This is a genomic window from Sporosarcina pasteurii, assembly GCF_041295575.1.
Taxonomy (GTDB): Bacteria; Bacillota; Bacilli; order Bacillales_A; family Planococcaceae; genus Sporosarcina; species Sporosarcina pasteurii.
Window position 1 is genome coordinate 1,975,122 of sequence record NZ_CP160452.1, and the last position, 23,874, is coordinate 1,998,995.

Below are 23,874 nucleotides of genomic sequence, written 5' to 3' on the forward strand. Positions count from 1 at the left end.
TTATTAGGAGTATATAAAAAGTAAAAGGAATCAAAGCATTTCTAAAAACCTATTCTATCCTTCTTAACCTAACTATTAAACTTAATAGTTAGAAGCCCCCCCGCACATTTAGTGAATAAATATACTTCATAATAATCTGATGCATACCTTCTCATAGGAATTCACATCACACGTGTCCCATCGGCACGACGCATGAGGGGATTCCCCGAACGGGTCCAACAATTACCGCTAATAATAGCAAATTAACTTGGTGTGCAGGAGATACAGTTTAAAAGCTTCATGACTAGCATACCACTAGCCCTCTTGTTTTACAACTATTCAAAAAACATACATTCATAGTTTGGTCGTCATAATTAAGTTTTGAATGATTATGCATTTCAATATACCATTAGATATCTTACCCTGAATTAATATTTAGTTCGAGTTAAAGAGTTTGTCTGGCAAACAACCATTTATCCTGCTATTGACGTCAATGTATTCCTCTTTTAATTTTGGAAATTCCTCAAACAACTCTAGTATTGAATCTCTCAACCTCCAAGGTATAAATGAGTTACTCATTGTATTATTCAATGCCTCAACTATAGTTTCATCAAATCCATTTCTAATAATCAAATGCCAGATAATATTTCTGTTTTCCCTAGCCCAATTAAAATCATTTATTTTCATATCAACAAAAGCGAGTGTTTTAAACTCCGAGAAGAAACCTGATTCTTCTAATACCAATAAATCAGGCTCTTCTACCTGAAAAAAAAATGTATCATTGTTATTACTTGAAACTGTACTAATCATTTCATTTAGTTCTTCTCGTGGAATGAGATTGTGTCTTAATAGACCTATAATAACTTTATATGTTCTGAAATCCATTTTCATTTCGTACCATAAGGAGCGAATAAATGCTGGGTCATTTGCAAAGAACCGCACTTTTGAAGGGTCTTCTTTAAGTAACTGAGTGTACAGTGATTGATTAGTTTTAATAAATTCAACCAATTGATCTAAAAACTCACCTCTCAATTTAAACATTTCATCCCAGACCCGCGTTTTCATAGGGCCGAAAATGTCTACTGTAGTTAGTTCATAAACATTTTCAATGACTTCTAAATAATCGGCTGAATCAACAGTTAAAGGTATTTCTTTAATTATACTTGTTGGATCGGAATCAACTGGCGTAAAGGCCGGATTTAAAAACACTTTTAATTTTTCTAGTAATGCTTCTTTCCCCCCGCCAACCCCAAACTTTGACAGATTTGATTCAAAAAAGAGCCAAAAAGATTCAACGTGACTAACACCAATTTTATTACTTTTAGCATGGGCACAATCGTTTCTTCTGTCCTTCCAATACAAGTATTGCCGTTTTGTGTCAACAGATAAATTAAATATTTGGGCTGGTCTTTCTCTTTCAACACATTCTATAATTTTTGCTTCCCATTTGTCGTCATTTCTCAATTCACTCTGTATACCCTTCCAGTATTCCTCATCATATCCCGGAGGACAACTAGCAACAAGCATTCTTTCTTTAAGGAGATTTTGAAAAGATAAAAATGAAAATAAATAGGCTGCTCTATAGGCCTGTGCTCTGTAGCAAATAATGGCTTCATCAATTAATTCTTTTGTGTTTTCCGAAACTCCTGGTTCATTTTTAATCCATTCTTCAAAATGTAATTTCACAAACAAGACCAACCTTTCCATATATAATTCGCGTTTATATTAATAACTATTAACCGCTTTGATATAACCTGCTATATATGTAACCCCCCAGTAGAAATAACGACAGTTCTTACTTCAATTCTACCATATTCATAGGTCATTTGTCTGATAAATGGTGAGTATAACCAATTAAAAACACCCTTAACTTTGGGTATAGATGCATGTTGACTGGCATAGAAGTAGGGGATTTTAAAATAGGTTTTATTATTATAGTAATCACTTAGATGTAGTCAACTTCGTTGATTGTAGTGTAGGGCGGCGACTCCTGTGGAATTAGCGGGACAGGTAAGACCCCCGAAGGAGCGCAAGCGACAGAGGAGGCTTACCGCCCGCCCCACGGAAAGCGTCCGCCCGGAACGGAGATCAACCTTGTTCCAACAATACTCTAGTATGATAGTAAAGATTATATCCTTTACCAATAAAATGTTGTTGCACTTATCCTAATTGCGTGATAATCTAACCTAATACATAAATACAAAACATTTCGAAAGGGGGAAGTACGAGTTTTTTTAGCTGAGTTCAAAAAGGTTCTCGTACGCAATGCAATTGAATAAAGAAATGTCATTTACGTTATCAGTGATTCCAATCATTACATTAATTGGAGCGGCAGCACTTTCCATTTTTTATTGGAAGGCGGGTATGCACATTCCACTTCTCATCGGTGTCATTGCTGCCGCTGTCGTGGCCGCGATTTGCGGATGGACTTGGGAAGAGATCCAAAAAATGATGGTGAATGGTGTCGCGCGTGCGCTACCTGCCATTTTCATCTTACTCGTGATTGGGATTATCGTTGGCACTTGGATTGGTAGCGGTGTAATCCCAACAATGATTTACTTCGGACTCTCGATTATTTCACCAGCTTTATTTGTGCCGATTGTGGCACTCGTAACGGGTATTGTATCTATCACGCTCGGAAGTTCTTTTACTTCGATTGCGACAATTGGGATTGCTTTTATGGTCATTGGAGAAGGTCTTGGTTTCCCTCCAGGACTCGTTGCCGGTGCGATTATTTCCGGGGCATTTTTTGGGGATAAACTATCTCCATTATCTGATACAACAAATATTGCGCCTGTTATGGCCGAAACAGATTTATTCAGTCATATTAAACATATGCTTTGGGACACGCTTCCCGCATTTCTTCTATCAATTATTTTATATTGGATTATCGGGACGCGCTTTTTAACGACTCATCTCATTGATACTGAAGGCATCCATATGATTCGAGCAGGGTTAAATGATTTATTTACCATCCACCCACTCCTTTTGCTTATGCCGTTATTAACAATTTTTCTCATGCTCCGTCGAATACCTGCCATTCCAGCATTAATGGGCGTTGGCTTGTTAGGCGCTGTACTCGCTGTTTTTGTGCAAGGCGCATCGGTTTCATCAGTCGTTCAAATGATGCAAAGCGGATTTTCTGTTGAATCTGGCATAGCCGCACTTGATTCATTATTAAATCACGGCGGCCTCGTTTCAATGCTTGGGACAATTGGCTTACTTGTCATTGCGACAGCACTCGGTGGGATTTTAGAGGAAACCGGTTCTTTCGCGGTGTTGACGAGACGTATGATGGCAAAAGTACATACAACTGGTAGACTCATTAGCTCGACTATTCTTGCAACATTTGTGATTGCTTTTGCAAGTGGCGCACAGTTTTTAGCAATCATTTTACCTGCAAGAACTTTTGTTAATAAATATAAATCGATGAATATCGATACGAAAAACCTTTCACGCTGCGTGGAAGCTGCTGGGACGGTTGGGATTAACCTCGTACCATGGAGTGTACCGGTCGTTTTTGCGGCAGGGATCCTCGGCGTCAGTTTTAACGAATTTATTCCATATACATTTTTTGCATTCCTAGTCCCACTCATCAATATTCTATTTGGTTACACAGGGTGGACAATTACAAAGAAAAAGTATCAACCTAGTACTGCGATGCAGAAAGGAGCCATTTCACAGTGAGTAAGGTGATTTTAACGGTTATAGGAACTGCGCAAGACGCGGGGCTCCCCCATCCGAATTGTTTCTGTAAAAATTGTTCAGAAGCGATGCAAAATCCTAAGTATCAGAGACATGCAGCCTCACTAGCTATTGTGTTACCAGAAGAGAACGCTTGGCATTTAATCGATGCGACACCCGACCTAAAAGAACAAATGGCAAACGTACAAATTCAATACAATTTGCAAGGTCAACTGATGGAGAGCATTTTCCTTACGCACGCCCATCTAGGGCATTATCCGGGGCTCTTATTTTTAGGGCGTGAAGCAATCGGCGCAAAAGGTGTGCCTGTATTCGCTGGGAATAAAATGAAAAAGCTACTGGAAGAACATGCACCATGGAGCTTGTTGACAAAGCTTGAAAATATTAAGTTGGAACAAATTGAGGATGGACGAGATGTGTCAATTTCGCCAAATGTTTCTATCAAGCCGGTTGAGGTACCACACCGCAATGAATTCACAGAAACTTTTGGCTTTTGGATTAAAGGCCCGAATAAAAAAGTTTTGTACATTCCAGATATCGACCAGTGGCATGAGTGGGACCAAGATATTTATGACGCTTGTAAAGAAGCAGATATTTGCTTACTCGACAGCACATTTTATTCCGTAGCAGACTTAGAAAAAATTGGTCGTAGTTACGGTGAAATTCCACATCCACTCATGACAGAAACGATGGATAGATTACAAGATTTAGTTTCACAAACTGAAATCTATTTCACCCATTTCAACCACTCGAATCCAGCGCTCGATTCGGACCGTCAAGTACGGAAACAAATAGAAGAAGTTGGATTTCATATTGCTGATGAGATGATAGAATTTATTTTGTAACAGAAATCCTAAAATAGATTCAATCATTCAATAAAAGTATGCTAAAGGAACAATAAAAAAGCCTGTGCGAAAAACGGATGATCGCATCCATTTCCTATCGCACAGGCTTATATGATTTTAAATAAAATCTCTCGGTACTTCAGTTTTCCACGTTTTCGTAAATACTTCTTTATCGCCTTCGAAGGCTGTAATATGATTCATCAAGTAAAATGTATCTTCATCCGCTGTCATCGTACTTGTCGTTGCTAAGCTAGTTTGCCATTCCCCACGACCAACTGTTAATGTCCAGTCACATTGTACTTTTGCAGATAAAGGATCTCCTGATTTAATCGTATAAATATTGCGGTTAGTACTGCCATATTCTATGCCATTTTGAATAAGTCGACGTGCACCTTCATCTGAAAAATCGTCTAACACCCATTCATCGGTAATTGTGTTATGTCGAACTTCGCGTGTTCGATTCGCCTCACGCAATATTTCTCGCTCCATCACTTCCGCAGTTTCAGGATGTTCGAATGGTTTTAATTCATTATCCACAGGTTTTGCAGATCGAATTGGTAAGCGAAGTCTTGTATTTTCATTCGCCAAAACAGTCAATGTTACTGGTTTTGGCGATGGCCATGCGTGTGGCCAATAAGTTGGTGAAATTGCCAGTTGCCAGCGGTGGCCTTTCGGTAACGTATGACCGACTGCATTTAAACGAAGTGTCACTGTATATTTTTCACCTGGTACAAGGTGCTCCGGATGTTCATGACTGTTTCGATGCGTTAAATTGAGCATGCCCCATGTTACACGCGTCGATGAACCATCTGGCGCCACATCGCAAAGTCGCGCTGTTAATAAGGCATTCATCTGGTCGGATGTTAATTCCACGTCAAATTCAGGAAACCCTAAAATTTCCATCGGTTCTTCAAGGGGTTCGGAAGTGAAAACAGTGGAAAGACCGTTTTCAATACGCTGATCGGAGGATAAATCTCCTGGTTGTCCAAACGGGCAAAACACGCCTGCGTATAAGCCGTGTTCTTGTACACTTGATACGATGACTTCTTTTTCAGAAGTAACGACATCACTTAGCTGTTCTCCGCTTAAATAATACATTTTCTCTTGGGCATTTTTCGGCGGCCATTCATTTTCGGCCACCCAATGTCCTGGACGCATTGCATAATCTGTTTCAGGCGTAACGCTATCTTGAACCCAAGCACGTAACATCGGCTCGTCCATAATGCCTGTTTCTTCACCTTTTAACCACTGATCCCACCAACGTAAACACTCTTGTAAAAATCCAATTTGCGGACCAGGTACAGCCACTTCAGGATATTCGTGTGCCCAAGGGCCAATTAAACCTTTCTTCGGTCCTTTTAATCCTTCTAAAAGTCTTGGAATTGCATTCGTATAACCGTCAGCCCAACCGCCAACTGCATACACAGGAATATCAATATCCGAATAGTTTTCACATACAGACCCATGTTTCCAGTATTCGTCTCGTCTTTGATGACGCATCCACTCTTCAACAAATGGCGGCGTTTTTTCCAACCTCTCTAACCAATTCGAACGCCATGAATCGCCTACCACTTCCGGATCAGCTGGACGAGCATTATACGCAAGCATTGTTGATGCCCACCATAACATATCCGATGCAAGCATTGCCCCGCCTTTGTAATGAACGTCATCGGCATAACGATCATCTGTCGAACAAAGTGTAATGACCGCTTTTAAATCAGGATGACGTCTCGCTGCAATTTGAAGGCCATTAAAACCGCCCCATGACTTACCAATCATACCAATGCCGCCTGTAAACCAAGGCTGTTTAGCTATCCAAGTGAGCACTTCTAGTCCATCATCTTGTTCTTGCTTTAAATATTCATCATATAAAATCCCGTCTGAATCACCACATCCACGCATATCTACACGGATACTTGCATAGCCGTGCCCGGCAAAGTACGGATGCCGAATTGAATCTCGTAGTGCTGTAAAATCATTTTTCCGATACGGTAAATATTCCAAAATCGCTGGAACTGGATTTTCCTCCGCATCAACTGGCAGCCAAATTTTTGCCGCTAATTTTGTTCCATCTGACATCGGAATCCAAACATGTTCAATTTCCCGAACTTCTCTCGGAAATTTTGTTTTGATCGACCTGTTTGATTCTCTAACGTTGAAAACCATGTAAATCCCTCCAAAAAATAATTGGTGCCAGTCACTAACATGAAATCCATGAATGTTTCGGTGACTGTCACCTTCCAGATGGAAAGTCTTGCTTCAACCATCTAAATAAAGAAACGATGAGCAACAAGTAAATAATAAAAATCGGTACAGACACAATCACAGCTGATGTTTGAATCACACGAAGCCCGCCAATTAACAACAATGAAATGGAAATAACCGCTAACATTGCTCCCCATATCATTCGATGCCATCTAGCTGGATCTTCCCCTTCTCTTAATTCTTTCGTCGCAATCGCGGCCAATATATATGTAGCAGAGTCCATTGACGTTGACAAGAAGATGATGCCAAGAACTACAAAGAAAGGTAACACAATAAAGCTAATCGGTAGTGATTTTAAAATTGCTACAACTGCAGCCGGTCCACCATGTTCATTCAAAATATCTGCAACAGGGACAATATTATTCAACTCTAAGTTCATAGAATACCCACCGAACACCGCAAAGTACAGCCAACCGCCAACAGAACCCCATAATAAAATATGCGTAATTAGCTCACGAATGGTTCTCCCTTTAGAAATTCGTGCAACGAACAGTCCCATAAACGGAGCAGTTGCAGCAAACCAAGCCCAGTAAAACACTGTCCAACCTTGCGGAAAGCCGCCACCTTGAATTGGGTCTGTATAAAAACTCATAAACAAAAAGTTTTGCAGCATTAAACCGAAGCTGTTTGAAAAATAAGAAAGTAAGAAGAGTGTTGGTCCTACTAAGAAAACAAATGCGGCAAGCGCCAATGCAAGATAAATGTTAAGATCTGCGAGTTTTGCAATTCCTTTTTGTAAACCTAAAAATGCACTCGCTGAGTAAATAATTGTAATCATAATGATAATGACAACATTTAAGCCAAGCGATTCAGGGATATTTAAAATATCACCAATAACAGCGGACATCATTGGAACGCCTAATCCTAAAGAAGTCCCAAGGCCCCCTACTAAACTCCAAATGACTAAAACATCAATCACTTTTGCAAGCCATCCATCTGCATATTTACCGAGTGCCCCACTCAGCGCAACACTCATTTTTAATGATGGCCTTTTTCGTACATAATACGAGTAAGCAATGACAACGGTCGGAAATGCATACAATGCCCACGCTGATAGTCCCCAGTGGAATAATCCGTATGTTACCGCCCATTCAGCTGCTTCTACTGATTTCTCTTTTATGCCAAATGGTGGACCCATATAGTAGTAGATTGGTTCCATCATCGACCAAAACATAATACTCGTACCCATACCCGCTGTGAAAAGCATCGCTCCCCAGCTAAATGAAGAGAATTCTGGTGTACCTTCTCCAAGTTTTATTTTTCCATATCGGCTAAAAGCTAGCCACAATAGGATAATAAACAAACCGACTGTTAAAAACTGGAATGCCCAATCCATTTGATAAGTAATTGAGCTCATCAAATCATCCAAAAAAGGTTCAGCCACTTTACGGTTCATAACGAGTAGGACCGTTGCGACCAAAATCACGACTAGTGATGCCCAAAACACAAACGGATCAATTCGTCCATTTCTCATTGTATCCCCCCTAGTTCCACAAAAACGCCATAATTCCAGACTTTACCAATCTAGTTGTATGTGATAGAGTCAAGCATGTAATCATGATTACATTTTTGTATACGGTTACTTTACCATATAATAAATATAGGAACAACCTTCAATTTTCTAAATTAATTATAAGAATGAGAGATTATTGAATTTAAAAAACCAAACATACTATGGCCATTTGGATTTGTTAAACTGATACAGAGGACATTTTCCATTCAAATCAAGGCAAATGATGCTAGGAGGAATAAAATGACAAATAGAGCTATCCAGAAAAGTCGTATGTGGAAGTATTTTATCGAAGCGACTAAGGAAATCATTGAACAAGAAGGCATTCATCATGTCACAATCCGTAAAGTTGCAGACCGCGCAGGATACAATAGTGCCACCATCTACAATTACTTTAAAGAACTTTCTCATTTAGTTTTTTTCGCGTCACTGAAAATGTTAAAATCCTACGTGGACGATGTGACTACATATATGGCTCGTGGCCAAAACTCCTATGAAAAATACATGCTTGCTTGGGAATGCATGTGCAAACATTCATTCGAAAAACCAGAATTGTTTCACGCGGTCTTTATTCAAGACTTGGGCAATCAACCACATAAACTGATTGAAGAATATTATTCTATCTATCCTGCTGAATTAATTAATGTTCCGACAGAATTAAAATCTATTTTATTTGAACGCAATATAACAAAGCGAGGCTTATCCTTGCTGGACAACGCCGCAGAAGAAGGTCACATCAAACGAGAAGATGTAGAAGAAATTAATGAAATGACAATTCTGATTTGGCAAGGGATGTTATCAAATATGTTAAACAACCGAACAGAATACGACAGTCAAGTTGCCGCAAGTAGGACAATGCATTATATTGAAAAAACCGTTCACAGTGCACTTAAAAATAAGCTCCCCAGCTAAAAATTTCCAATAAAAAAAGTAGAGATAGAATCTTCACATTCTCCCTCTACTTTTCCATTCTTTATGCTATCGGATTTACCTCATTTTTCTAAAGAAGCCCCCACATAAACTGCTTTCCCTTTAATCTTGGCTTCCTCTTTGCGATACACTGGGGGAATCGTCCCCCATATGAACACTGTCACCTCTATATTCCTCAAGTAGTAATCTATTTTGTTCAATGAATAAAAAACACCTCTTGAATGTAAAACGAGGTCAAATCGTTCTCCCCCATTTCCCATCAAAAGGTGTTTTACTTTGTTATTTAACGCTTACTTCCCTGCAATTTGTTTTAATTCCTTTAATGCATCTATGATATGTTGTTTTAACTTTGCGGCTTGTTCTTTCTCAGCGGTACGACAAGAAATATTAATCGAGATAGAATGATCCAGTAAAATATAAGCAATTCCAAATCCGCCTTGCACGACAGGTCCAAAAATTCGAGATTTTACATTGTCGTAAGCCATCCCACTTGTAGAAAGGAAATCTTCACGTAAAGTTTTATATCCTTCATCTTTAAAAATTGCAGGCAGTTCTTTCACTCCGAGGTTTTCCCCGTATTGTAAATAAACTTGTTCCAAACCAAACATATGCCTTTCAACACCAAAACCCGTTCGACAATCATGAATTCTATTTGAATGGGCATCACTTGCAGTCCTCATTAACGCATACAATTCGTTATCATGATGATCCTTGTTTTCTAATGCTTGTACTAACGCCCACTTCTCCATGCTAGTCGCCCTCGCACATTCCGTCCTGCCTTCTTTAAAATGGCGAATAGATACGGGTTCGTAAACACTCTTTAACGTACCGAATGTACGGTACTGGGCAATTTGCAATGCCATATGGAAGAAAGCATCCGGACTTAGACGCATTCTCTTTATCTTATCTGCGCCAAATTCTTCAAATGTCGCAGTTTTTACATGATACTCATTTTTCCGTTGCTTACTTTTCTCTGCTAGTTTTCGTAACGATTGCTCGATTTCTTCGGATACTTCCCAATCCAACTTTGTACTTGTTGGTTTTTCATCCGTATAAATGATTTCCTCTGTTTCCTCAGCAAACCCTTCATTTACATAACTAATCACGGCAAATATTGTTGTGCCATCAACTGCGGTATGTTCGATGCTATAACCAATTCGCCCTTTTTTCGTTATGACGAGTTGAATAGTTTTATCGTAATATTTACTTTGACTATTTAACATTAAATTTTCAATTGCTTCTTGAGAATTATCGCTATCTTCATCTATCGAAATTACGATAAGGGAATCCGCAATCGCTTGAAGATTATCGGCATTTACTTTAGATATCTTCAAATCATTATAGATTTGTGCAGCTTCATCTCTTTCAGCTGTTGTAAAAAGACCGACATTCATTCCTTCTTGCTGTTCTGTTTGAAAGATGTTTTCAATCGCTTCAGTTATCATTTTACTTTGGTAAATTTCGCCATTTTCATTCGTCACGTTAACTTGGTACATATGATTTTTGTAGATAATGATGACGAAATTATTTCTTTTATCAAAACTAGCAACCCTGAACTGGTCTCGGTTTACTTTTGGAATTCGAACAGAGCGAAAGAATTTTTTATATTGCCCCATATCTAATGGAACACCTTTGATCGTAACTGGTTTTACTTCACCATCAATAATCTTATGGTAATATTCCGCAACCGAGAAACTCACTTTCCCTGCAAGTTCTGCAGTAGTAGGCGCTTTTTTTAGTCTCGGTCGGTCAACTAAAATGTTGAAATGCATACCTGTTGGTAATGAACCACGGTACTTTAAATATTTGTCTTCCCAAAAAGGCGTAAGCCAACTACCTTCTGTATTATTTTTTAACTGATAAAGTTTTTCTTGGAGCTTTTCTGCGTCTCCATTTCTCTCAAAAAAATGTTGTAGAGCGTTGGCCGTATTATTAAATTGTTTTTCATCTACGAGGGGTTTAATCCATTCGAGGAGTTTCGTATGTGTACTCGTTAATGGTGGGATTGGGAATGATGGTAATTTTTGTTGATTATCAAATGTCTTTTTTATAATAATTACTCCTTTCTATGAACCTAAATATTATTATGATGGTAATTCGAACATTTATTTGCTCTAAATCCAATTATCTTTTACTCGTGATCATTTAAAAATATGCAGAAATTGAAGAGAATGCATCGCCTTTTAATTACTTTTTCCTATGTAGGATGCGTATCAATTCAAAAAAACAAACGCATGCTTCACGATACGAAGCATTGCGCAGTTGGGTTTCCGAGCTTAATTATGTCCATCTTACTCTCTATTATAATGGATTAACGCCTAATTATCCATTTTTGTCTTCGCAAGTCCGCTCCATCGCCTTCTATTACGCACGAATATAGACAGATAGACAGTCCTATAATGAACCTACCTGACTGAAAGGGAAAACACTTTCTACTTTTATAAAAATCAAGTATACTAGTAAAGTCTAAAAAATTTTCGTACACACTTGGAGGTAGAAACAATGAAAAAATTATTCGCATCTTTACTCGCGATTACGCTACTGTTCTCGCCTATTGGAAATTTCGTTTTTAACGACTCCCCAGTTGCTGAAGCAAAGCGTTATAAATCTGGTAAGAAAAACTTTAATATCGATAAGCAAAAACAGCAACCGAGTCAGTCCAATATTCAAAAGAAAAAAGAAAATGAGAATGTAAACAAAAACAGTACTGCTCAAAACAATAAAAAACCATCCATGGGAAGCGGCTTAATGAAAGGCTTACTTATGGGTGGTTTAGCAGGTTTATTATTTGGCGGATTATTTGCTAATATGGGCATGTTAGGTTCGGTTCTAGGATTTTTAATAAATGCACTTGCGATTGTTGCATTAGTTGTACTTATTAAAAAAGTATTCGACTTATTTAAAAAGAAGAAAAAAGAGGAAGCTAGACGATGGGACAATTAATTATTTCCGAACAAGATATTATCAATGCGATTTGTCTTTTCATGTCTCATGAAAAAGATATCGAGCCTGACGAAGTAGAAGTCGAACTCATTTATGATGATGAAGAGGAAATGGCCTTTACAGCAGAAACGAGTATCCATAACAAAACTGAATTAATTCCAACTGCTAAAATAATTGCCGCTCTTCGTTTATGGATTGATCTTTACACAGAATCAGAAGGAATCTCGGCAGGGATTAAACTTCATTTTAATGAAAACGACGGAATTTATGCATCCGTATGGTAATCTTTTTAAAGGCTTTTCAATCAGTCTACGCTTAGGCTGTTGAAAGCCTCTTTTTATATGATTTTATTATGATAAAAGTTCGAATTCAATTTAATTCTGATGTATAATTCAGACATAAAGGAGAATTGGACAATTGAAAAAATCATTTTATATATTCTTTACGGCGCTACTGTTATTTTCGCTCACTGCTTGTTCAACTACCGCTGAAAAAACAGGTGACTCTGAAGAAAAGGTTGTTCTTACAATTTCCTCAGCAGTAAGCTTATCAGATGCACTCGAAGAAATTAAAACAATATACGAGAGAGATCATTCAGTTCGACTTACTTTTAACTTAGGTGGCTCTGGCAGTCTCGCCCAACAAATTCAACAAGGCGCGCCCGTTGATATTTTTATTTCGGCTAATGAAAATTGGATGGACACATTGGTACATAATGACCTCATTGATGAACAATCACTTGTGACGATTACAGGAAATAGATTAGTTCTGATCGCTCAAAAGGGCTCAAAGCTACACTTTCCATCAGTCGATCAAATCATTCCTGAAAAAGTGAATCAAATCGCAATTGGCAATCCTGAGAGTGTTCCGGCTGGAAAATATACACAGGAGGCTTTGCAAACAGCAAACCTATGGAATGACTTAGAAGAAAAACTCATTTTAGGGAAAGACGTGCGTCAAGTAGTGACTTATGTTGAAACTGGGAATGTCGATATCGGCTTTGTTTATGAAAGTGATGCACTTTCTGCAGAGCAAATCTCCATCTTAGCAACTGTTCCAGAAAATTCACATGACAAAATTACATATCCAGGTGCAATTTTAGCGTCTTCTAAACATGCACATGAAGCGAAGGATTTCTTAACATTCCTTACTTCAGAACAATCGCAACAAGTGTTTGAAAAATACGGCTTTCGTCATTAAGACTAGGTGATTTATTGTGAATGAACTAAATCTTTCTCCGTTATGGCTGTCGATTAAGACAGCCTCGTTTGCAACTGTTATTGTTTTTATTTTGGGCGTGATACTCGCCCGTATGATTGCAAGAAATCATTTTCCCGGAAAAAGTATACTAGAGGCAATTATCTTATTGCCTCTTGTCTTACCCCCAACCGTCGTCGGCTTTGGGTTATTATATCTTTTTGGGAAAAATGGTTTTATTGGTCAGTGGCTCAGTCATTATTTTGACATACAAATTGTTTTCACTTGGTATGCAGTCATTATTGCAGCTGTTGTTGTTTCTTTTCCGCTTATGTATCAAAGCGCAAGTGCTGCTTTCCAACAATACGATAGAAATATTGAACATGCTGCCTATACGATGGGCGCCTCGAAGTGGAAAGTATTTTGGACCATTTCATTTCCACTCGCATGGCCCGGTTTGCTGTCAGGATTAGTCTTATCTTTTGCACGTGCACTAGGTGAATTTGGCGCGACCCTCATGCTTGCGGGCTATATTCCAAACGTGACAGATACCATTCCGTTAGCCATTTACTTTGCCGTTGAATCTGGAAATATGGATATGGCTAAATTTTGGGTATTCATCATTATCGCATTTGGTTTTAGTGCAATCCTTTGGCTCAATTGGTGGAGCAAACGGCATATGATGCGTTTTCAAGTGAAACAATAAAGATAGGAGAATAGTGATGCTTACCGTAGACATTCAAAAACAACTGTCCCATTTTGAATTAACAACTTCATTTACCGTCGCGAAAGATGAAATTGTTGTGCTTTTTGGTCCATCAGGTTCTGGTAAAACGACTATATTAAATTGTATTGCAGGCCTTTCAAAACCAACTGCCGGTCAAATTACATTACATAATCGAGTGTTATTTGATCATAAACGAGTCAATGTACCGATTCAGCAACGTAATATTGGGTATCTCTTTCAAGCTTATGCCCTTTTCCCACATTTAACCGCATGGGAAAATATCGCATACGGCATGAAATCACAACCATTCGCTGAACATTTAATGGAGGAACTGGGCATCGTTCATCTGAAAGAACAGTATCCTCATGAAATTTCAGGCGGCGAAAAGCAACGTGTCGCAATTGCGCGCGCCCTTGCGACAGAACCTGAATTGTTATTATTAGACGAACCCTTTTCCGCTTTAGACGATGAGACAAAAGAAAAAGGCCATCGTGAACTATTACGGCTACATGAACAGTGGGAAATCCCCATTCTCCTCGTCACACATAGTAAAGCAGAAGCCGAAAAACTTAGTAATCGCATCTTATATGTAAATGAAGGTCAACTGATAGAACCAACACCTTCCATGTGAAAAAGCTGCTACCAGGATAGCAGCTTTTTAGTTTCCTATAACGGTTTACAAAAGGTATAGGGACTCCATTGATAAATAGGATCCGTGAATGTCGAGTTAATATCGACATGCTCGTGTTGATCACGATGACAATTTTTTGGAGGTCCGATAAATACTGATGGCGGTATCGGCTTCGTTACTTTCTTCCATTTTTCTTCATCAACACAATACGTATCCGCTACAATATTGGCTGGCGTTACATTTAAAAGATCCGAACCTAAAATCACTTCAGGTTTCGGTGCATTGAAAATCCCTAAAAAATGTGTGTCGTCGGCATTTGAAACAATATAATGCCACCACCCTTGTGGAACATTGACGACTTGACCTGAAGTGATGGGATAACTAAGAAGCTTTTTTGTGCGCGGATTGACGAGTGAGACTGTAACTCGCCCGCTAATACAATAAACCAATTCCGACGCATTTTGATGGTAATGCGGTTCAACAATCTTGCCTTCACTTAAATAAATATCGAGCACCGATGTGTTGTCTAATGTATTTAATTGATCAATACTCAGTTCATTAATGAAGTTTTTATTATCCCTTTTAAAAAGAGTGTTTTGATTAACATCGAATGTATATTCTGCACTTGGTGAACTAACATCAAATTTTTTCACCCTTCAAATCCCCCCTTACCCTTAATCGGAACCCATTCTTAACGTATGTATATCATCGGATTCTGGTCACAAACAGTTTTGTTGGTACTAATGAATATAGATTTAACAGGCCATGACGTTTATAGTTATTTTCGAACGAAAAAAGCTGTTTGATAATAAATCTATCAAACAGCTACTCCTCATTTAATTTTCATCATAAAACGTTGACTTAAATCGATTTAAACAACTTTCGCAAATACAAGTCTTTCTTACTGCTTCCGGCGGTAGAAGGTCAAAGAGTTCACTTGGAAAGAACGCTTTCGTACACCAACAATCTCCTAATGACTTTCCTTTGCCATTGCAGCAATTATTATGACGATGACAAAGCGGACAGTTTTCTAGTTCCTTCTCTACTCGATTCAATTCACTCAACACGCACATTTGTCACTGATTCTTGAATTAAAGCTACACGTTCATTTTTCATCTTACTTATAATAAAACCAATCACTGCGCCTACTATTCCAGTAACAATCCACCCTGCCCCATTTTCAAAAAGCGGAATGAAACCAAAAACTGCATCGATTGTATCTGGAAAAATATTCGCTTCTTTCAATGCATCTAAAATCGCAATCAGCCCTACACCAATGATTGTACTAACATAAACAGATTGATAACCATTGAATAAGTTGTTAAACAATACCAATGCGATTAACGCGATGGCAATTGGATATAAAAGTAATAAAATAGGGGATGCCATCGTCAAAATGGCGTTTAATCCAAAATTGGTAATGATTAAACTTAACAAAGCAAATACAATTAACCAACCCTTGTAGGAAACAGATGGAACAATACGCTCGAAAAGCAATCCAATTCAAGGAAAAGAAGAAGATATCATTAAAATTTTCCAAGCAGCTTACTAAAATAAAAATAATAAAGACAGCCTTCTACAAGTTAGAGGGCTGTCTTTTGAAGTTTATCGGCCATCACTCTTCGGATCAAACGCATCTCGAAGACCATCTCCAATAAAGTTAATCGCCAGAACTGTAATTAATATACATAGTCCCGGAGGTATCCATGCTTCAGGGTGATAACGCAGGATCCGAATACTTTGTGCTTCCGAAATCATATTCCCCCATGTTGGTGTCGGTTGAGGAATCCCAAACCCAATAAAACTTAATGCAGATTCAATAATAATCATCGTCGCCATCATTAACGTAGCGTTCACAATAATAGGCCCTATCGCATTCGGAATAAAGTGCCTAAAAATAATCCTTGAATCGCTTGCACCGATTGCCCGAGCCCCCAGCACAAACTCTTGCTCTCTTAATGACAGAAAGGTCCCCCTGACAATTCTCGTTAACGTTGGCCATGAGGTGATGGCGATAACTGTCACAAATATACCAATGGTCACTTTCTCCAATAAAGCAATGATCGTTAACGCCAGGACAAGGAAAGGCAATGCCAATACTAAGTCTGCAAGTCTCATAATTAAGTTATCAATCACACCACCATAATAGCCTGCAACAGCACCCGTAATCAGTCCAATCAGAAGTGTGAATATCATTGCGCTAAATCCAACAATTAACGATATTCTAGCCCCGTACAATAACCTAGCAAAGTTATCTCGACCAGAACCATCAGTCCCCAAAATATGTTCGCTTGATGGACTTTGCTCTACTTTCAATAAATCAGCTTGCCGCGGATCATACTCTGTTAAAAACGGTGCAAAAACAGCCATACTAATGACAATTAATAAAACAAAAATCCCAAAGATTGCTAGTTTATTTTTTAAAAAGCGTCGGATTGATAGTTGTAATGGGCTTCTATACTTACGATTGGCCTCCAAGTCCTCGGAGGTAAATTGTGGTTCAATTGGAAATGTATTTTCCTGGTTAGATTGCGTCATTCTTTATCACCTCAATCATAACGAATTCTCGGATCGACAATGCTATAGAAAATATCTGCGAGTAGGTTTCCGACCAGAATGGCTACACCTAACAGCAGTGCGATCGCCATCACAATTGGGTAATCACGATTTGTGATTGAACCAATAAATAATGTGCCTAACCCCGGAAAATTAAATACTTGTTCTGTAATAATCGCGCCACTTAAAATCGCGCCAAATTCAAATCCCATTAATGTGATGATTGGAATTAATGCGTTACGTAATGTGTGTTTATAAAGGACATTACGTTCACTCATCCCTTTTGCCTTGGCCGTTCGAATATAATCACTGCTGAGCACATCTAACACTTCAGAACGCATATAACGCATATATGCCGCCGTACTCGCGAGTCCTAATGTAATTCCTGGAAGAAACATATGATGAATTCGATCTTTAAATTCTGCAAATCCAGACAGATCTGTTGAAGATAACGTACCTTGTGCAGGAAACCATCCTAATTTAATCGATAAAAAATAAATCACAACGAGTCCGAAAAAAAAGTTCGGAATGGCTAGTCCCGCAAAGCCAAATGTAGTGCCCGCATAATCCAATAATGAATAAGGTTTTTTAGCAGAATAAATACCAATGGGAATGGCTACAACCAGCGTTATAATAAGCGCAAATAAACCTAAATAAACCGTATTAACTATACGTTCCTTAATTAGACTTTGGACGGAACGACCATTATATGTAATGGATTCGCCAAAATCTCCTCGCGAAACCCGACTTGCCCACATCAAATATTGTTCTGGTATTGACTTATTTAAACCAAGCGCTTCACGTTGTTGTTCATAAACTTCCGGGTTAATATTTGGATCTAGAATTTTACCTGTAAAAGGATCTCCTGGTGCTGCCTTCGCTAATCCAAATACGATCATTGACAGTGCAATTAACATTGGGATAAACACTAAAATTCTTCTGATAATGTATTGAATCATTAGTAAACGCCCCCTAGAAAGGAGGAGAGTATATGATAAGCTCATATACTCTCTTCTCGTTAATCGTTAATCATTCACCCACCAAGTATGAGCATCTTTGTACATCGTGTATGGCAACACTTCTACACCTTGTAGTCGATCATTGTATGCCCAAATACTATTTTGCGCATACAGAATGAGCGCTGGTAAGTCTTCTGAATAAAGATCTTGCCACTCTCGATACTTTTCAACCCGGTAATCTTGTTCAAATGCATTTGGTGCCTTTACTGCATCGTAAAGTAATTCATCAGACTCTGGATTGTTCCAACGGGAGAAGTTATAAGCATCTTTAATGCCCCAAAGACCTAATGGATCTGGGTCTCCACTGCCTAGATTCCAACCGATTAAATATAAATCCCAATCCGAGTTATCATTCGTTAATCCTTCTACGTAAACAGACATTTCTTTCGGTTGACGTAAATCAACTTTAATGCCTACTTTATCCAAATTATCTGCAATAATCGGTGCAGATTTCTCACGTAATTGGTTTCCTGTAGGATATTCCATGTTCAGGACCCATTCGTTTCCATCTGGGTCTTCACGGTATCCATCCCCATCCACATCCACATAGCCTAATTCATCTAACATTTCCATCGCTTTTTCAGGATCATATGAATAGTTCATTCCTGCATTTTCATCATAAGCCCAGAACTGTACAGCAATTGGTGAATTAATTAACTCACCATGACCGTGTAGTAGCCCTTGACCATGACCTTCACCGATTAAACCTTGTCGATCAATCGCCCAAGCAATTGCTTGTCGAACTTTTGGATCGGCAATCTTTTCGTTTGGCACCCAATTATCAGGATTGATGACGCCATTTTCAACATCTTCAGCTGTACGATGATTATGTTTAAAGCCTAGAATTTGGTATCCAAAATCAGGTTGTTCAATCATCGTTACATTCTCATATTCGTTGACCATATCGAAGTCAGCAGGGTCAATTCCACCTGGAAGTGCGATAAAGTCAATTTCGCCTTTTTCTAGTAATCCTGTCATGACAGATTGTTGAACAATCTTCCACACTAGTTTATCTAAATGTGGCTTACCTTGCCAGTAATCTTCATGACGTTCAAGAATGTATTGTTCACGTTCAATCATTTCAGTAAACTTGAATGGACCTGTACCAATTACTTTTCCAGCATCCAACGATTCCGCTGCCTCTGGAATTTCAGCTACTGGAATGTCTTTAAAAACATGTTCAGGAATAATCGGGAAACTAGTATAATAAAGCGGCATAATATTTGGCTCTTCAAATTTAAATGTCACTTGATAGTCGCTATCCGCCACAACCCCAACAAATTCATCCGTCTCACCACTTGCATATTCCTCATAACCTAGCAATGGCTCCACATAGTTTGTACGTACACCGCCTGCTGATACATAGTCAGGGTCAGAAATCGCTTTATACGTGAATACAACATCATCCGCTGTAAATTCTTCACCGTCATGCCATTTGACCCCTTCCTCTAATTGGAAAGTGATTTCTGTCTGGTCTTCGTTCGTCTCCCAACTTTTCGCTAGTTTAGGGATAAACTCTAAAGATTCATTTTGAGATGTAAGCCCCTCATGCGTAAAGTCAAGAATGTTCGCCTCGTATGCTTCTTCATAAAAAATCGGGTTAAACATACCTGCCGGCGCTGTATGCATCGCACCAGTGATCGTCCCCCCATCTTTTGGACCATCTGATGCCGCTTTTTCCTCTTCAGTTGTTTCGGTAGCTTTTCCGTCGCCTTTCTCACCGTCTGGCTCATCCGCACTACATGCTGCAAGCACAAGTCCAAACATAAATAATATAATCATGAGCAACAAATGATTACGTTTTAACAAGAAAATACCCCCTTTTTAAATGTTCATTAGATAAATCAGCCATCCCCTTACAATGTTTATCGATCACATCACCCCCTAAAAGACTCAGAAACTATGAATCTGTATATAAGTGGCAAGCCACATAATGATTGTCTTCTAATTCTATTAACTCAGGCGATACTGATACACAACGGTCATGAACCTTTGGACACCGCGTCCTAAATGCACAGCCCGAAGGTGGATTTGCTGGACTCGGTAAATCACCCTCAAGTTTAATTTTCTCTCTTCTTACGTTAGGTGCGGCTTGATCCAAATCTATGATTGGAATTGATGAAAGTAAGGCTTCTGTATAAGGATGCAATGCATTTTTATAAAGTTTTTTCTTGGAAGTCAACTCTACGATTCTACCTAAATACATTACGGCCACTCGATCACTAATATGTTTGACAACACTTAAGTCATGCGCAATAAACAAGTAAGTAAGCCCTAACTCTTCTTGTAAATCTTTCATTAAATTTAACACTTGGGCTTGAATAGACACATCGAGTGCGGAAACAGGCTCATCACAAATGACGAACTTCGGACGCACGACAAGGGCACGAGCAATGCTAATACGTTGACGTTGCCCACCCGAAAACTCATGCGGATACTTTTGTCTATCATCGGGACGTAGCCCTACTCTTTGAATAATGTCCAGGACGCGTTTTTTTCTATCTTCTGCCGATAATTTCCCTTGAACAATTAACGGTTCTTCAATTAATTGGCCAACACTCATTTTAGAATTTAACGATGCAAAGGGATCTTGAAATATAATTTGCATATCTTCACGAAGAGGCCTAATTTGACGCTGACTTAAATTGGAAATATCGACACCATTGAAAATAACCTTTCCTTCGGTAGGATCTAAAAGCCGAAGTAAAACACGTCCTAAGGTTGATTTCCCAGAACCAGATTCGCCAACGACGCCAAGCGTTTCACCTTGTTTTATCGTAAAAGATATCCCATCTACTGCTTTTAAATGACCAATCGTTCGCTTAAAAATACCCCCTTTTATCGGGAAGTACTTTTTTATATTTCGAACTTCTACAAGTGAGTCTTTTTCCAAAGTATGTTGTTCATTGGAACTCTCGATATTTTGTTGGATAATCGTCATCTGGATTCCCCTACTTCCTCTTGAAGATAACAACGAACAAAATATCCCGGCAAAACTTCGGTTAATTCTGGATGGGATTGTATACACTTTTCCATGACGTAAGGACATCGCGTAGAGAAACGACATCCTTTTGGAAAATTAAATGCAGGCGGCACAGTTCCCTTTATCGTTCCAAGCCGATCAACATCTTGGTCTATATTGGGTAAACTTGCCAATAACCCTTTTGTATAAGGATGTTTTGTTGATTTTAATAGAATTTTTGTAGCGGCCTGTTCAACAATTTGTCCCCCATACATCACCATGACGCGATCTGCATATTCTGATACAACGCCGAGGTCATGCGTAATTAGCAAAATAGACATTCCAAAAGTTTTTTGCATATCTGCTAGTAAATCTAATATTTGCGCTTGTATTGTTACATCTAATGCCGTTGTCGGTTCATCTGCAATTAGAAGTTTTGGTTCACATGAGATTGCAATCGCAATCATGACCCGCTGTCTCATTCCACCAGAAAGCTGATGGGGATATTCTTTAATCAACTCTTCAGCCCTCGGTATCCCTACAATTTTTAATAGTTCAATTGCACGAGATTCCGCTTCCTTTTTACTGACCTTTTTATGTTTCCGAATGACTTCGATAATCTGATTACCGATTGTATAAACAGGATTTAATGCGGTCATCGGTTCTTGAAATATCATCGCTATCTCATTGCCCCGAATACTTGTCATTTGTTTTTGTTTTAAACGAGTTAAATCTTTATCACTCACTGTAATCTTCCCATCAACAATACGTCCTGGCTTATTGATAAGTTGCATAATTGAAAGTGCAGTCATACTTTTACCGCTTCCAGATTCACCCACTAAAGCAACCGTTTCGCCAGGATAGACCGAAAAAGAAACGTCATCCACAGCTTTAGCCACTTGCTTTTCTGATAAATAAAAATAGGTTTTTAACTGTTCAACATCTAATACTGGTAATTTGCTCATAATGCCCCCCAATCGACAATATCCCAGCTCATCCCTAGAGAATTTTCAGTCAATTATGTTTGCGTTCTTGTAGGATAGAATATTACAACAAACAATGTTAAATAATTCCGATAATTAGGTACATTGTATGTGGTCCCTCCCTAGTTGTCAATACTATTTCAGTGATTCGACTGAACATTGCAAATTATCTTTTCAACCGACAAAAACCCTAAAAAAATACCGAATTCGAGCACCTCTCGAATTCGGTCCTTACTCCTATTGAGTACTTTCTCTATCCTGACGTTCCCATATTCTTAAGTAAGGATACGGGTCGAACGCCCACTCTACTCTGCCATTGTATTTATACATTCCGTAATGCAGATGAGGTGGGAAACGTCCCGATGTACCTTCTTTCCCATATCCCGAACTGCCAACATACCCTATAACATCACCCGGTTCGACAATGCTTCCTTCTTTAAACTCTTTATTAAACGATGATAAGTGAGCATAATAATGGTAGGTATTATGCATATCTCGAATCCCAACACGCCATCCACCGTAATCATTCCATCCCATGATTTCAATCATTCCATAAGAGACCGAACGAACGGGAACTCCGTAACTTGCAAATAAATCGGTACCCTCATGAATCCTTCGTCCTCCCCATCCGCGACTAGCCCCCCATGTCCCTCGATAACTATAATGAGACCTAACTGGTAGTGGAAAGGCTCTCTTATCAAGCGCATTCGTCTGAAAATGTTCGTATATTTTCGCAATCGTTATAATTTGCTGTACAGTTTCTTTTTTGTCGTAGTAATCCATTAGCGCTTTTTTAAATCCTTTTTCTGTATGCGAATAAGCATGTAAATACTCGGACAAAGTGTACATAATATCATCAGGGCTATTAGTACTTGCAAAGCCGTCCCCATCTCCATCTTTTCCAAGACCATCAAAATAAGCAATTGAAAATGGAGATTGGTCTTCATAAGAAGGATTATGCAACCCGGCCCAAATATGCGGAGAAAAATTCATAGCGATAGGTTCTTCCCTTTGTTCAAGATCAGATCTCACTTCCTGAATATTTCGCTCGAACTGATCAATTGCTGCTAAATAAAACCAAGGGACCTCAATGCTTGAATATTTCATGTAATAATCCATTCGATCTGCCAAGATTTCTTCTCTTGTCTTTTCGTTTTCAGCATGAACCGTGATCAAGAAAACAAAACTGAAGCAAAAAGCAACTATAAATGAGCGTATCCATGTACGCAAAACAATACCTCCTTCTCGATACGTCAAATAGTTTCCCCTGTTCGACTTTTTTTATAATCCTGTTTGTAAAAGAACTTGTTCAAATAAAAAAACACTTCATCCTTTTTTTAGGACGAAGTGTTGAAATGGAAAAATCAGTTAAAATTTTGAACCGATATCGCCGTATTCATTGAGCAATTCTTCAAACGTTTTATTTTTTTCTCTTTCTTTTCGCTCAAGTCGAATTTGCTCTTGTCTTTGTTCTTCTTTTTTCTTTTCAACCTGTGCCAATTCTTTTTTCGCTTCTTTTAATTTGGACAAGACGTCTTCATTTAGCGCATCGGATATACTTAATGACGAATCTTGATTCGATTTGCGCTGATGATGCTTGTTTTTCCTCATCTTTATCCCTC

General features: G+C 38.7%; 22 protein-coding genes. 8 read left to right on the forward strand and 14 right to left on the reverse strand.

The features are described from left to right. Positions 1–414: 414 nt before the first annotated feature. On the reverse strand, positions 415–1,665 hold the full coding sequence (locus tag AB1H92_RS09300; RefSeq protein WP_115360563.1) for a hypothetical protein: 1,251 nt from the start codon (positions 1,663–1,665) through the stop codon (positions 415–417). Between the two features lie 579 nt (positions 1,666–2,244). Here AB1H92_RS09300 and nhaC point away from each other — a divergent pair. Then, on the forward strand, positions 2,245–3,666 hold the full coding sequence (nhaC, locus tag AB1H92_RS09305; protein WP_243835593.1) for a Na+/H+ antiporter NhaC: 1,422 nt from the start codon (positions 2,245–2,247) through the stop codon (positions 3,664–3,666). Then, positions 3,663–4,529: an MBL fold metallo-hydrolase gene (locus AB1H92_RS09310; RefSeq protein ID WP_115360562.1), complete on the forward strand. Its 867-nt coding sequence runs from the start codon at positions 3,663–3,665 to the stop codon at positions 4,527–4,529. Before nhaC ends, AB1H92_RS09310 begins: the two co-directional genes overlap by 4 nt. Positions 4,530–4,646: 117 nt before the next feature. On the opposite strand, the gene AB1H92_RS09315 is transcribed toward AB1H92_RS09310, so the two are convergent. Continuing rightward, positions 4,647–6,695 carry a CocE/NonD family hydrolase gene (locus AB1H92_RS09315; protein WP_115360561.1) on the reverse strand — a complete coding sequence of 683 codons (2,049 nt, stop codon included), beginning with the start codon at positions 6,693–6,695 and terminating at the stop codon, positions 4,647–4,649. Between the two features lie 67 nt (positions 6,696–6,762). Beyond that, positions 6,763–8,268: a BCCT family transporter gene (locus tag AB1H92_RS09320; RefSeq protein WP_115360560.1), complete on the reverse strand. Its 1,506-nt coding sequence runs from the start codon at positions 8,266–8,268 to the stop codon at positions 6,763–6,765. A 279-nt stretch (positions 8,269–8,547) separates the two neighbouring features. Here AB1H92_RS09320 and AB1H92_RS09325 point away from each other — a divergent pair, with 279 nt between their 5' ends. Next, the gene (locus tag AB1H92_RS09325) at positions 8,548–9,216 is read left to right on the forward strand and encodes a TetR/AcrR family transcriptional regulator (protein ID WP_115360559.1); all 669 of its coding nucleotides are present in this window, start codon (positions 8,548–8,550) and stop codon (positions 9,214–9,216) included. A 308-nt stretch (positions 9,217–9,524) separates the two neighbouring features. Here the strand turns inward: AB1H92_RS09325 and AB1H92_RS09330 are convergent, their stop codons facing one another. After that, positions 9,525–11,291: a choline/carnitine O-acyltransferase gene (locus tag AB1H92_RS09330; RefSeq protein ID WP_115360557.1), complete on the reverse strand. Its 1,767-nt coding sequence runs from the start codon at positions 11,289–11,291 to the stop codon at positions 9,525–9,527. 445 nt (positions 11,292–11,736) lie between these two features. Here AB1H92_RS09330 and AB1H92_RS09335 point away from each other — a divergent pair, with 445 nt between their 5' ends. The 5 genes from AB1H92_RS09335 to AB1H92_RS09355 all read left to right on the forward strand — a co-directional run bounded on the left by AB1H92_RS09335 (position 11,737) and on the right by AB1H92_RS09355 (position 14,732). Further along, positions 11,737–12,177: a hypothetical protein gene (locus tag AB1H92_RS09335; RefSeq protein WP_115360556.1), complete on the forward strand. Its 441-nt coding sequence runs from the start codon at positions 11,737–11,739 to the stop codon at positions 12,175–12,177. Continuing rightward, positions 12,165–12,461, forward strand: a complete 297-nt coding sequence (locus AB1H92_RS09340; RefSeq protein ID WP_115360555.1) for a DUF2653 family protein — start codon at positions 12,165–12,167, stop codon at positions 12,459–12,461. The genes AB1H92_RS09335 and AB1H92_RS09340 overlap by 13 nt, the downstream gene beginning before the upstream one ends. 133 nt (positions 12,462–12,594) lie before the next feature. Beyond that, positions 12,595–13,377: a molybdate ABC transporter substrate-binding protein gene (gene modA / locus AB1H92_RS09345; RefSeq protein ID WP_243835594.1), complete on the forward strand. Its 783-nt coding sequence runs from the start codon at positions 12,595–12,597 to the stop codon at positions 13,375–13,377. A gap of 16 nt (positions 13,378–13,393) precedes the next feature. Next, positions 13,394–14,080: a molybdate ABC transporter permease subunit gene (gene modB, locus AB1H92_RS09350; RefSeq protein ID WP_115360554.1), complete on the forward strand. Its 687-nt coding sequence runs from the start codon at positions 13,394–13,396 to the stop codon at positions 14,078–14,080. A 16-nt stretch (positions 14,081–14,096) separates the two neighbouring features. Continuing rightward, complete coding sequence (locus tag AB1H92_RS09355) at positions 14,097–14,732, forward strand: ATP-binding cassette domain-containing protein (RefSeq protein WP_115360553.1); 636 nt, start codon at positions 14,097–14,099, stop codon at positions 14,730–14,732. Positions 14,733–14,767: 35 nt separating this feature from the next. Here the strand turns inward: AB1H92_RS09355 and AB1H92_RS09360 are convergent, their stop codons facing one another. From AB1H92_RS09360 to AB1H92_RS09405, 10 genes are all read right to left on the reverse strand, one after another. Beyond that, the gene (locus AB1H92_RS09360; RefSeq protein ID WP_115360552.1) at positions 14,768–15,385 is read right to left on the reverse strand and encodes a cupin domain-containing protein; all 618 of its coding nucleotides are present in this window, start codon (positions 15,383–15,385) and stop codon (positions 14,768–14,770) included. 183 nt (positions 15,386–15,568) lie between these two features. Continuing rightward, positions 15,569–15,805, reverse strand: coding sequence for a cysteine-rich CWC family protein (locus AB1H92_RS09365; RefSeq protein ID WP_115360551.1), 237 nt, complete (start codon positions 15,803–15,805; stop codon positions 15,569–15,571). Then, entirely contained in the window at positions 15,789–16,229 is a 441-nt protein-coding gene (locus AB1H92_RS09370; RefSeq protein ID WP_243835595.1) for a branched-chain amino acid transport system II carrier protein, read from the reverse strand. The genes AB1H92_RS09365 and AB1H92_RS09370 overlap by 17 nt, the downstream gene beginning before the upstream one ends. A 108-nt stretch (positions 16,230–16,337) precedes the next feature. After that, positions 16,338–17,270, reverse strand: a complete 933-nt coding sequence (opp4C, locus tag AB1H92_RS09375) for an oligopeptide ABC transporter permease (protein WP_115360549.1) — start codon at positions 17,268–17,270, stop codon at positions 16,338–16,340. An 11-nt stretch (positions 17,271–17,281) separates the two neighbouring features. Beyond that, complete coding sequence (locus tag AB1H92_RS09380; RefSeq protein WP_115360548.1) at positions 17,282–18,247, reverse strand: ABC transporter permease; 966 nt, start codon at positions 18,245–18,247, stop codon at positions 17,282–17,284. Positions 18,248–18,313: 66 nt separating this feature from the next. Beyond that, positions 18,314–20,116 (reverse strand): peptide-binding protein, encoded by a 1,803-nt coding sequence (locus tag AB1H92_RS09385; protein WP_311157222.1) that lies wholly within the window; start codon positions 20,114–20,116, stop codon positions 18,314–18,316. Between the two features lie 91 nt (positions 20,117–20,207). Then, complete coding sequence (locus AB1H92_RS09390) at positions 20,208–21,248, reverse strand: ABC transporter ATP-binding protein (protein ID WP_115360547.1); 1,041 nt, start codon at positions 21,246–21,248, stop codon at positions 20,208–20,210. Beyond that, positions 21,245–22,234: an ABC transporter ATP-binding protein gene (locus tag AB1H92_RS09395; protein WP_115360546.1), complete on the reverse strand. Its 990-nt coding sequence runs from the start codon at positions 22,232–22,234 to the stop codon at positions 21,245–21,247. Before AB1H92_RS09395 ends, AB1H92_RS09390 begins: the two co-directional genes overlap by 4 nt. A 255-nt stretch (positions 22,235–22,489) precedes the next feature. Further along, entirely contained in the window at positions 22,490–23,482 is a 993-nt protein-coding gene (locus AB1H92_RS09400) for a M23 family metallopeptidase (RefSeq protein ID WP_243835596.1), read from the reverse strand. Positions 23,483–23,620: 138 nt separating this feature from the next. After that, on the reverse strand, positions 23,621–23,863 hold the full coding sequence (locus AB1H92_RS09405) for a YqkE family protein (RefSeq protein WP_115360545.1): 243 nt from the start codon (positions 23,861–23,863) through the stop codon (positions 23,621–23,623). Positions 23,864–23,874: the final 11 nt, after the last annotated feature.

Bases quoted from the DNA above. Each gene is read 5' to 3' on its own strand.
- nhaC (WP_243835593.1), top strand. From the start codon at position 2,245: ATGCAATTGAATAAAGAAATGTCATTTACGTTATCAGTGATTCCAATC.
- AB1H92_RS09315 (WP_115360561.1), bottom strand. From the start codon at position 6,695: ATGGTTTTCAACGTTAGAGAATCAAACAGGTCGATCAAAACAAAATTT.
- AB1H92_RS09320 (WP_115360560.1), bottom strand. From the start codon at position 8,268: ATGAGAAATGGACGAATTGATCCGTTTGTGTTTTGGGCATCACTAGTC.
- AB1H92_RS09325 (WP_115360559.1), top strand. From the start codon at position 8,548: ATGACAAATAGAGCTATCCAGAAAAGTCGTATGTGGAAGTATTTTATC.
- AB1H92_RS09335 (WP_115360556.1), top strand. From the start codon at position 11,737: ATGAAAAAATTATTCGCATCTTTACTCGCGATTACGCTACTGTTCTCG.
- AB1H92_RS09340 (WP_115360555.1), top strand. From the start codon at position 12,165: ATGGGACAATTAATTATTTCCGAACAAGATATTATCAATGCGATTTGT.
- AB1H92_RS09355 (WP_115360553.1), top strand. From the start codon at position 14,097: ATGCTTACCGTAGACATTCAAAAACAACTGTCCCATTTTGAATTAACA.
- AB1H92_RS09365 (WP_115360551.1), bottom strand. From the start codon at position 15,805: ATGTGCGTGTTGAGTGAATTGAATCGAGTAGAGAAGGAACTAGAAAAC.
- opp4C (WP_115360549.1), bottom strand. From the start codon at position 17,270: ATGACGCAATCTAACCAGGAAAATACATTTCCAATTGAACCACAATTT.
- AB1H92_RS09380 (WP_115360548.1), bottom strand. From the start codon at position 18,247: ATGATTCAATACATTATCAGAAGAATTTTAGTGTTTATCCCAATGTTA.
- AB1H92_RS09390 (WP_115360547.1), bottom strand. From the start codon at position 21,248: ATGACGATTATCCAACAAAATATCGAGAGTTCCAATGAACAACATACT.
- AB1H92_RS09395 (WP_115360546.1), bottom strand. From the start codon at position 22,234: ATGAGCAAATTACCAGTATTAGATGTTGAACAGTTAAAAACCTATTTT.
- AB1H92_RS09405 (WP_115360545.1), bottom strand. From the start codon at position 23,863: ATGAGGAAAAACAAGCATCATCAGCGCAAATCGAATCAAGATTCGTCA.